This window comes from Propionivibrio sp. (assembly GCF_017995515.1).
Classification (GTDB): domain Bacteria; phylum Pseudomonadota; class Gammaproteobacteria; order Burkholderiales; family Rhodocyclaceae; genus Propionivibrio.
Map to the genome: position 1 here is coordinate 1 of NZ_JAGOIT010000110.1, position 9,902 is coordinate 9,902.

The window sequence follows — 9,902 nt, forward strand, 5'->3', positions numbered from 1 at the left end:
CGAGAAAAGCATTTCCACAACCGCGTCTTCGACAGCATCGATGCCCTTGAAGATCAACTCGTCAGTGCGCTACGCAGCCTCGAGGACGCACCGGATCGCGTCCAGAGCATGACCGCCCGGGATTGGATTATTATTGATCCGGCACTAAGAGGTCTCAACTCCCGTTCGGGCTGAGCCTGTCGAAGCCCGCCCCCCCCTTCGACAAGTTCAGGGCGAACGGACTTCAAACATTATCGCGCCGGATCAATAATGCCGTTTCTATTGCGAAATAGAATTACACCGTTGCCAACGGCTCGCTTACTTTTCTACGTCCAGCACGACCTTCTTGCCTGAACGCCCGCCCGCTTCGCGCAGGATCGCCTCGATGTCCGTATTGGCACTTTTCAGCGCCCAGTCAACGGCTGTTTCGCCGTTCTCGTTTTCGACCGTCGGGTCGGCCTGATTCTTCAGGAGCAATTGAACCACTTCCATGTGGCCGAAGCGCGCGGCGAAAAAAAGGGCGGTCGATCCATTACCCGTCTTGCCATTCACTTCGGCGCCGCGCCTCAACAGGTAATCGACGATTTCCAGGTGTCCGTTATACGCAGCGTAGGAGAGCGGTGGCCAACCGTAGTAATTGACCTCGGCGCCCGCCTCCACCAGTTTCTTCACGTACGCCGTTCTGCCGTTGTAAGCGGCAATGCTGATCGCCGTCTCGCCGTGCTTGTTCCGGGGATTCAGGCGCGCACGATGCGCCATGAGGTAATCCACCGCGTCCGGGAGATCGCGCTTGATCGCCTGAGCCAGAAGCGTGTTTCCTTCGCGATCGACGGTATTCACATCGACCCCGCGCTTGAGCAGATCGATGATGGCCGACGGGTCCTGCCGGATCATGGCTTCCTCCATGTCCTCGTAGGCACCGGCATTGGCAAAGAGTGGCAACAACAGGGCGAAAATGAAAACGATGGGTTTCATGGCTGGATAGCCTCCCGAACTTGGGGGAAAAGACGAAAGAAGTTCTCGGTCGTCGCCGAGGCGACCTCTTCACAGGAAATACCGCGAAGCTTGGCGATTTCTTCAGCAACGTACCTGACATAGCCGGGCTGGTTGAGCTTGCCGCGATACGGGACCGGCGCAAGATACGGCGCGTCAGTCTCGATGAGCAGGCGGTCGAGCGGAACGCGCCGTGCGACCTCCTTTACGACCAGTGCGTTCTTGAAGGTGACGATACCGGACAGGGAAATGTGGAAACCGAGGTCGAGCGCGGCTTCCGCGACCTCCCAGCTTTCCGTGAAGCAATGGAGAATGCCGCCGACCTGCCCGGCCCGTTCCTCTGCCATCACGCGCAAGGTGTCGGCAGTTGCGTCGCGGTTATGCACCACGAGCGGCTTGCCGGCTTCGATCGCGGCGCGGATATGAACGCGAAAGCGCTCACGCTGCCATTCCGGCGCATCCTTGTGCCAGTAGTAGTCAAGGCCGGTTTCGCCGATGGCGATGACCTTCGGATGTTGCGCCAGCACGACCAGATCGGCGATCGACGGCTCGCGAACATCGGTCGTTTCCGGGTGTACGCCGACCGAGGCGAATATTGTCCGATTCGACTCGGCAAGCGAGCGCACACGCGGAAAATCTTCGAGCGTGACCCCGATGCACATGACGCATCCCACGTCGTTGTCGTGCATCAGTCCGAGCACTTGCGGTAGATTGGCGGCGAGTTCGGGGAGATCTATATGGCAGTGTGAGTCAACGAGCATCGGCGGCAATTCACAAAACGTACTTCGGGAGGATTACATCGTGTGCGTCGGACGTGCCGACTGCATGACGCCGCCGAGCAGGCCTTCGATCTTGCGCCGCGCATCGACGCCGCTTTCGTCGTTCTTGAAATGCACGCCGATGCCTTGCGCCTTGCTGTTTTGCGCACCGGCCGGCGTGATCCAGACGACGGTACCGGCGATCGGTAGCTTGGCCGGGTCATCCATCAGCGAGAGCAGCATGAAGACCTCATCGCCGATGTTGTAGCTGCGCGTCGTTGGAATAAAGATTCCGCCGTTCTTGAGAACCGGCATGTAAGCGGCGTAGAGCGCTGATTTTGAGTTGATGTTCAGCGACAGAACGCTCGGACGGGGCGCAACGGCAGGTTTTGCATCAGTGGCTTCAGCCATATCCGCCTCAGGTAGTCCGGAACATCGCCGCGTAACTCATGAAGAATTCTTCGAGAAACAGACGGCTATTCAAAGGTTGTTCGCAATGCATCCGGTATTGTAGCGTTTTCCTGTTGAAGGCCAATACGCTGGCAGTGCCGGTGCTGGCCGTCAGACGCTGAATCGTCGTGGCCTGTGACCCGAAGTAGCGCAACGGTTGCCCCTCACACGCCAAAGCGAGGTCATACAGCCATTTCTGTGACCACTCGACCAATCGCTTGAGCGGCGCCGGCCGCTTTTCGGCTTTGACGACACGGTCGAGCGACGCAGCCGCCGACAGCGGATCAAGTCGTCCACCGCGTGCCAGTTCGGCGATCAACGCGTCGAGCAGCACACGTTCCTCGCTGGAACCCAGTTCGACCGCCAAGAGCGGTGATCCCCCGGCGAGCGCCAGCCAATGCTCAACGTCACCGACGCCGGCTTGGCGCAGCCACTCGGCGCCGCGCGCACGATCCGGTTGCGGAACAACGATCGCCTGACAGCGACTCCTGATCGTCGGCAGGAGTCGCTCCGGCTCACTGGAAACTAATATAAACAGGGTGCTTGCGGTCGGTTCTTCAAGTGATTTGAGAAGAGAGTTTGCCGTCGAACGGTTCATCGCTTCGGCCGGATTGACGAGCACCACGCGCGCGCCGTGCCGGTGCGTCCCGACGTGCAGGAAATCGTCCAAGGCACGAACCTGGTCGATGGTGATCTGCTGGCTGGGCTTCTTCTTTCCGCCCGTCTCGCTTGCTTCGTCGTCATCAGCGGCGAGTGCGTCCGGTTGAACCAGGCGAAAGTCCGGGTGGTTCCCCTGTGCCAGCCAACCGCATGCCGGACAGCTTCCGCAGGCCTCGTTCTTTGCTGTCGGTTCTTCACACAGCAGTGACTCGGCGAAGCACCGCGCCAGGTCGAACTTGCCAATCCCGCGCTGCCCTGACAGGAGCAGCGCGTGCGGCAGCTTGGCCCGACGCGAATCCAGCCGAGCCCAAACCTCTGCATGCAGGTCAATAATATTCATAAACAAATGGTTATTACTTTTTCTTCAACTATATTCCTGATTTTTTCCAAGGGCTGGTCGGCGTTGATGACGCAAATCCGCTGAGGTGCAGCCGCGGCACGTTCCAGGTAGGCCGCACGAACGCGATCATGAAAGTCGGCTCTCTCCTGCTCGAATCGATCGAGTTCGCGCCCTTGCGCTGCAATGCGCTGACCGGCGACTTCGGGTGCGATATCAAACAGGAAGGTCAGGTCCGGTTGCAGGTGTCCGTGAACCCACTCTTCCAACGCTTCAAACTTCCGCTTGTCCAGGCCCCGGCCGCCGCCTTGATAGGCATAGGTCGCGTCGCTGAAGCGGTCGCAGATGACCCAGTCGCCGCGCTTAAGGGCTGGTTCGATGACCACCGCGAGATGCTCGCGACGTGCGGCGAACATCAGCATGGCCTCGGTTTCGAGGTGCATCGGCTCATGCAGGAGCAGTTCGCGGAGTTTCTCGCCGAGCGGCGTCCCACCCGGCTCGCGCGTTGAAACCACATTCAGGCCGTGCGCGCGAATCAAATTGGCGACCCCTTCAATGTGCGTGCTCTTGCCCGCGCCGTCGATTCCTTCAAAGGTTATGAACTTTCCCTGCCTCCGGCTCGACTCGCTCAACGTTTTCCACCTTTCTGATAGCGATTGACCGCTTGATTGTGCTCATCGAGCGTCCGCGAGAACTGGCTGCTGCCGTCACCGCGTGCGACGAAGTACAGCGCCTCACTTTGGGCCGGATGCAAGGCGGCCTGAAGTGAGGCGAGCCCCGGCATGGCGATCGGAGTCGGCGGCAATCCGGTTCGCGTGTAGGTATTGTAGGGACCATCGGCAAGCAGGTCGCGCTTGCGCAAGTTACCGTCGAACCGGGCTCCAAGGCCGTAGATGACGCTCGGGTCCGTCTGCAGCAACATGCCCTGGCGCAGGCGATTGACGAATACGGCAGCGATCATCGCACGATCCTGATCGCGGCCGGTTTCCTTTTCGACGATGGAAGCCATGATCAGCGCCTGATACGCATTTGCGTAAGGCAGCCCGGACGCCCTGCCCTCCCACTCGCGCGCGAGATGCTTCTGCATCGCACGACAGGCCCGGGCGAGAACGTCAAGGTCGCGGCTCTGCTTGGCAAAGAGGTAAGTATCGGGGAAGAACAATCCTTCGGCAGCCCCCTCCCCAGCACCGAGGAGTCGGAGGATCTCCTGATCCGGCAGCCCCTTGCTGTCGTGCCGGATATCCGCATGTGCATCGAGGCGATCACGCATCTGCCGGAAGGTCATCCCCTCGACGAATGTGATATCGGTCTGGGTTACGTCGCCCTGTGTCAGCTTTCGAAGCAGATCAAGGGGGGTGATCCCCGACGTGACCTCGTAGCTCCCGGCCTTGATCGCAGTGTCGACACCGAGACCACGGCCGAGAATCACCAATACCCACGGTTCGATCCCGACACCAGCCGTCGCAATCTCGCGCGCCGCTGCGCGCAAACCCGAGCCCGGTGCAATATGGAACTCGACCGGATCACTCTTGAGTACGAGCGGCGAATTCACATGCCAGAACAAAGCGCCTCCCGCCGCTGCAAGCGCCAGCACGAGCAACACGATGAGCGTCGAAAGGAATCTGAGCATTGAGAGGCATAATCAGGAAGTGATGACGGAGGCGTTGAAAGAAAGGCCTCTTCGCGGTGGCGATATAATAGCCGAAAGCCCCGCTAGCGAACGGCTGCGGATGAACTGACGTAGCCCGGTCAGGTCACACGCAGGCCGCTTTCTGCGAATCAATCGATCGCCTCGGGCAGAACGTACTTCCAAAACGGACACGAAAATGATGAACGCGAACTGGCAGGAGTATCTCGTTGCAAGCGGCGCAAGAATCGATAACGGACGGGTAACGGATTTCGGTGATCCAACCGTCGAACTGGCCGGCGCCCGCGAAGCGACGATCATGGCGCCGCTCGTTAATTTGTCCCTGCTCGAATGTTCGGGCGAGGACGCCAAATCCTTCCTGCACAATCAACTCACGAGCGACGTTAATCACCTCGCACCGGACGCGGCTCAGCATGCGGCGTGGTGTACGGCCAAGGGACGGATGCAGGCGAGTTTTCTGCACTATCGGACAAGCGAAGCCTATCGCCTGCTGCTTTCCGCCGATCTGCTCGCGGCGACGCAAAAGCGGTTACAGATGTTTGTCCTGCGTTCCAAGGTCAAGATCACGGATTTGACCCGCGCACACGAAGTCATCGGCCTGTCCGGGCCGGCATCTGAAGCCGCGCTGAACGCCGCCGGGCTGCCGGTGCCAAGTGCGCCGCTTGCCAGTGCACATTTCGATGCCGGGACCGTGATCCGGCTCGACCGCAGCCGCTTCGTTCTGGTCGTCGCTGCGACTGCCGCATCGATGCTCTGGCCCATCTTGTCGACACTCGCCAAGCCGGTCGGGACGCCCGTCTGGCAATGGCTCGACGTCAAGGCCGGGATTCCTTTGATCTGTGAGGCGACGAAAGAGGCGTTCGTGCCGCAGATGGCCGACTTCGACAAGATCGGCGGCGTCAGCTTCCATAAAGGCTGCTATCCGGGGCAGGAAATCGTTGCCCGTACCCAGTACCTCGGCAAGGTCAAGCGCCACCTGTACCGCATTCACGCGGGTGCCGCGATGACCGCGGGTGCATCAATCTACGCGCAGGACAGTCCGGAGCACCCGTGCGGCATGGTCGCGAATGCGGCGCCGTCACCCGATGGCGGCTACGATGCGCTTGCCGTCATCCAGGAGAATTTCGTCGAGCAACCAGGCCTGACGCTTGGTGAAGCCGGCGGAACGGGCTTCTCGATCATTGCTCGAGCCAACCCGGCCGCTGAGTAAGCCGCCAGCCCCTAATCCTCGGTGATTTCGACCGGCGTATAGACGGGTACCCGATCGAACAAGTCGACGATATCCGCGTTGCGCATGCGGATACAGCCATGCGACCCGGGCGTTCCGATCTCCGCGCTGTCCGGGCTGCCGTGAATGTAGACGTAACGGCGCATGGTATCGACCGAACCCAGACGGTTTCGTCCGGGTTCGCGGCCCGAAAGCCAGAGGATGCGGGTGAGAATCCAGTCGCGTCCGGGAAACTGTTCGCCGAGTTGCGGCGTGTATGACTCGCCCGTCGGGCGTCGGGCAACGAAGACCGTGTTGGCCGCAAGCCCCTTGCCGATCTTGGCCCGGACAAGATGTGCGCCGCGCGGAGTGCAATAACTCCCGCGCTCTTCGCCGGCGCCCTTGCTGGCAGTAGACACGGGGTATGCGCTAACGACCCGCCCGCAGTCGTCAAGTAAGCGCAAGCGCTGTTCGGCCAGTGAAATGCTGATGCGCACGACTATTGAGCTTTCCTGACGCGCCGATTGGCAAAGAAGCCAGAGAGCAGTCGGCTGCACTCGTCGGCCAGCACGCCGCCCTCGACCTGTGTGTGATGATTCAGGCGCTCGACGGCGAACAAGTCGACGACGCTGCCATGCACGCCCGTCTTTGGATCGCGCGCGCCGTAGACGACGCGGGCGATCCGCGAATGCAGGATCGCGCCTGCGCACATGGCACAGGGCTCCAGAGTCACGAACAACTCACAGCCGGGCAAGCGATAATTCTCTAAGTTGCGCGCGGCGTCGCGCAAGGCGGCGATCTCCGCGTGCGCCGTCGGATCGCTCTCGCCGATCGGCGAGTTGAATCCGCGCCCGACAATAAGCCCGTCGCGCACGACAACCGCGCCAACCGGCACCTCGCCAAGACATTCGGCGGAACGCGCCATCGATAGCGCCTCGCGCATGAAGTATTCGTCATCCATGCGGCGATTTTAACCCAGCGTCCATTCCAGCCACGCGAATGCCGAGCCGCTTGGCGCACTGGCCTTTCCATGCGACGTCCTTAGTGCAACCGGGTTGCATTTGACAAACAGATCGGGCAGCATTGCCGCTTTCCATTGCGAGCTATTGATTGCTCATGCCCTCGCCGACCCAAGACGCAGCAGTTCCGCATCACCACCGTCCGAACGCGCCCCTCTGCGCCAGTGCGCAGTCGCGCGTGCTCTGGGCCGTTGGCGCACTGGCGATTCTCTGGTGTGCCACCTGGTGGGCGCTTTCATGAAGTCTGCGACGTCCGCCATCATCGAGTTCGACAACCTCACGCTCGGCTACAACCGCCACCCGGCGGTTCACCACCTGAAGGGAGAAATTGCCAGGGGTAGCCTGCTGGCGGTCGTCGGACCAAACGGCGCCGGCAAGTCGACGTTGTTGAAGGCTATCGTCGGTGAACTGCGGCCGATGCAAGGCAAGATCCACCTCGATGGTGTCAGGCGCGAGAACATCGCCTATCTCACGCAGCAATCGACCGTTGACGGCAGCTTTCCCATCGTTGTGCACGACTTCGTTGCCATGGGGCTGTGGGCCGAATTTGGAGCGTTCCGCGGATTCAGCCATCGCGCCCGACACCGGGTCGATGAGGCAATCGCGGCAGTCGGATTGAGCGGACTCGAGGGCAGGCCGATCGGCCAACTTTCCGGCGGCCAGTTGCAACGCGCCCGTTTTGCGCGCGTGACCCTTCAGGATTCTCCGCTCGTGCTGCTCGATGAACCCTACGGTGCCATCGATGCCAATACAGTGCGCGACCTCGCCGCACTGGTACGCCAGTGGCATGGCGAAGGGCGCACGGTGATCAGCGTGCTGCACGACTTCGAACACGTCCGCCAGGAGTATCCGGAGACACTGCTGCTGGCGCGCGAAGCCATCGCCCATGGCAAAACTGCTGAAGTGCTCAGCGAAGAGAACCTGCTGCGATCTCGACGTCTTGCCGAGGCGCAGGGCGACTTCTCGCACGCGCCGGTCTGCCACGTCGATTGACGACGATGATCGACACGCTCGCCAATCTCCCGCTGATTTCGCCGTTCATCGAGTTCGGTTTCATGCGTCGCGCGCTGGCCGGTTGCCTCGCGCTTTCGCTCGGTGCGACGCCAATTGGCGTCTTTCTGATGTTGCGCCGCATGAGTCTGGCGGGCGATGCCATTTCGCACGCGATACTTCCGGGCGCGGCGATCGGTTACCTGATCGCTGGCCTTTCACTCTCGGCGATGACGCTGGGCGGACTCGTTGCCGGCATCGCTGTCGCCCTGCTCGCCGGCGGCGTCGCGCGCAATTCGGTAATCAAGGAAGACACCAGTCTGGCGACCTTCTACCTGATGTCGCTCTCGGCCGGAGTGCTGATCATTTCCATGCGCGGCAGCAGCGTCGATCTCCTGCACGTGCTGTTCGGCAGCGTCCTGGCCCTTGACGATGCCGCCCTGCTCCTGCTCGCGACCTTCGCTTCGCTGTCGATCGTCGCCATCGCCGTCGGCTTGCGCCTGATCGTGCTTGAATGCTGCGATCCGACCTACCTCGCCCGCGTCAGCCGGCTGAGTCCGATCGCCCACTACGGTTTCATGGTTCTCTTGGTCCTCAACCTGATCGGCGGCTTCCATGCGCTCGGCACCCTGATGGCGGTCGGCATCATGATCCTGCCGTCTGCCGCGGCGCGCTTCTGGGTCGGCAAGATCGTGGCCCTGCTGCTGACGGCCATCGTCATCGCTTTTTCCGGATCGATCGTCGGACTGCTGCTCTCGTACTACGTCAACCTGCCGGCCGGGCCGGCCATTGTGCTGACGCTCGGCGGGCTTTATGTCCTGTCCATGATCATCGGCCCACTAGGTCCGGTTCTGACCCGGTTGCGCCCGCGCTGGCATTTCGAGCGCTGAGCAATTGACGGACGCTTCACAGGAGAGGTCATGACCTCAAGACTCAAGTTTTTCGTCTCCCGTTGTCTGATGGTCGCGGCGTTCGCGCTCCCCGGCCAAGCCTTTGCCGCCGTCGATGTCGTCGCCAGCTTCAGTATTCTTGGTGACATCACCCAGCGCGTCGGTGGCGAGCGGATCAAGGTGCATACCCTCGTTGGCCGGAATGCGGATGCACACGTCTATCAACCGACACCGACCGACGCCAAGACCCTCGCCAAAGCCAGACTGGTCGTCGTCAATGGTCTCGGATTTGAAGGCTGGATCGATCGCCTGATCAAATCCTCCGGCTACCGCGACAGCGTCACCACCGCAAGTAGCGGCATCCGTACGCTCGCACGCGGCGAGTCCGGTGATGAGCACGATCATCACGACCACGCCGGCCCGTCCGACCCGCACGCTTGGCAGGATTTGGCTAATGCGGCCCGCTACGTCGACAACATCCGGAACGCGCTGATCGACATCGATCCAGAAGGACGATCGACCTATCAGGCGAACGCCGATCAGTTCAGACAGGAAATCGCTGCGCTCGATGCCGAAGTCCGCCAGAACTTCAAGAAGATACCGAAGGACCGCCTCAAGGTCGTTACGACCCACGATGCCTTCGCTTATTTCGGACAAGCCTACGGAATCTCCTTCATCGCACCGGTCGGCGTGAACACGGATGCCGAGCCATCGGCCGCGGACATCGGCCGTATCATCAAACAGATTCGCCGTGAGAAGATTCCCGCCGTGTTCATGGAGAGCATCTCCGACTCGCGCCTGCTCGAACGCATCCGGCAGGAGTCGGGCGCCCGGATCGGCGGCACCCTGTACTCGGATGCCTTGTCGAAGACCGACGGCCCGGCCGCGACCTACCTTGAGATGATGCGACATAACGCCCGGACCCTTGTCGAGGCGCTGAAGGAGTAGCTTGTCCGCCAGCGAGCGCCCCC

General features: G+C 61.2%; 12 protein-coding genes. 4 read left to right on the forward strand and 8 right to left on the reverse strand.

Annotated elements, in window-relative coordinates; translation table 11 throughout:
* Positions 1-297: 297 nt before the first annotated feature.
* The 6 genes from KBA32_RS14520 to mltG are packed head-to-tail and all read right to left on the reverse strand — an operon-like array spanning position 298 to position 4,807.
* Positions 298-954, reverse strand: coding sequence for an ankyrin repeat domain-containing protein (locus KBA32_RS14520; RefSeq protein ID WP_294360299.1), 657 nt, complete (start codon positions 952-954; stop codon positions 298-300).
* Positions 951-1,733 (reverse strand): TatD family hydrolase, encoded by a 783-nt coding sequence (locus KBA32_RS14525; RefSeq protein WP_294360302.1) that lies wholly within the window; start codon positions 1,731-1,733, stop codon positions 951-953. Before KBA32_RS14525 ends, KBA32_RS14520 begins: the two co-directional genes overlap by 4 nt.
* 33 nt (positions 1,734-1,766) lie before the next feature.
* Positions 1,767-2,141: a PilZ domain-containing protein gene (locus KBA32_RS14530; RefSeq protein WP_294360304.1), complete on the reverse strand. Its 375-nt coding sequence runs from the start codon at positions 2,139-2,141 to the stop codon at positions 1,767-1,769.
* A 7-nt stretch (positions 2,142-2,148) separates the two neighbouring features.
* Positions 2,149-3,180: a DNA polymerase III subunit delta' gene (holB, locus tag KBA32_RS14535; protein ID WP_294360307.1), complete on the reverse strand. Its 1,032-nt coding sequence runs from the start codon at positions 3,178-3,180 to the stop codon at positions 2,149-2,151.
* Positions 3,177-3,809, reverse strand: a complete 633-nt coding sequence (gene tmk, locus KBA32_RS14540; protein WP_294360310.1) for a dTMP kinase — start codon at positions 3,807-3,809, stop codon at positions 3,177-3,179. The genes holB and tmk overlap by 4 nt, the downstream gene beginning before the upstream one ends.
* Positions 3,806-4,807, reverse strand: coding sequence for an endolytic transglycosylase MltG (gene mltG, locus KBA32_RS14545; RefSeq protein ID WP_294360312.1), 1,002 nt, complete (start codon positions 4,805-4,807; stop codon positions 3,806-3,808). The genes tmk and mltG overlap by 4 nt, the downstream gene beginning before the upstream one ends.
* A gap of 196 nt (positions 4,808-5,003) precedes the next feature.
* On the opposite strand from mltG, the gene KBA32_RS14550 reads away from it, so the two are divergent.
* A complete protein-coding gene (locus KBA32_RS14550; RefSeq protein ID WP_294360315.1) occupies positions 5,004-6,035 on the forward strand; it encodes a folate-binding protein in 1,032 nt (343 codons plus the stop codon).
* 11 nt (positions 6,036-6,046) lie between these two features.
* On the opposite strand, the gene KBA32_RS14555 is transcribed toward KBA32_RS14550, so the two are convergent.
* Positions 6,047-6,529 (reverse strand): L,D-transpeptidase, encoded by a 483-nt coding sequence (locus KBA32_RS14555; protein WP_294360317.1) that lies wholly within the window; start codon positions 6,527-6,529, stop codon positions 6,047-6,049.
* Between the two features lie 2 nt (positions 6,530-6,531).
* A complete protein-coding gene (gene tadA, locus KBA32_RS14560; RefSeq protein ID WP_294360320.1) occupies positions 6,532-6,993 on the reverse strand; it encodes a tRNA adenosine(34) deaminase TadA in 462 nt (153 codons plus the stop codon).
* Between the two features lie 295 nt (positions 6,994-7,288).
* On the opposite strand from tadA, the gene KBA32_RS14565 reads away from it, so the two are divergent.
* From KBA32_RS14565 to KBA32_RS14575, 3 genes are read left to right on the forward strand one after another with little or no spacing between them, the layout of a single operon-like run.
* On the forward strand, positions 7,289-8,044 hold the full coding sequence (locus KBA32_RS14565; RefSeq protein WP_294360323.1) for an ABC transporter ATP-binding protein: 756 nt from the start codon (positions 7,289-7,291) through the stop codon (positions 8,042-8,044).
* Positions 8,045-8,049: 5 nt separating this feature from the next.
* On the forward strand, positions 8,050-8,931 hold the full coding sequence (locus tag KBA32_RS14570; RefSeq protein WP_294360327.1) for a metal ABC transporter permease: 882 nt from the start codon (positions 8,050-8,052) through the stop codon (positions 8,929-8,931).
* Positions 8,932-8,961: 30 nt separating this feature from the next.
* Entirely contained in the window at positions 8,962-9,879 is a 918-nt protein-coding gene (locus tag KBA32_RS14575) for a metal ABC transporter substrate-binding protein (protein ID WP_294360330.1), read from the forward strand.
* The last annotated feature ends 23 nt before the right edge of the window (positions 9,880-9,902 follow it).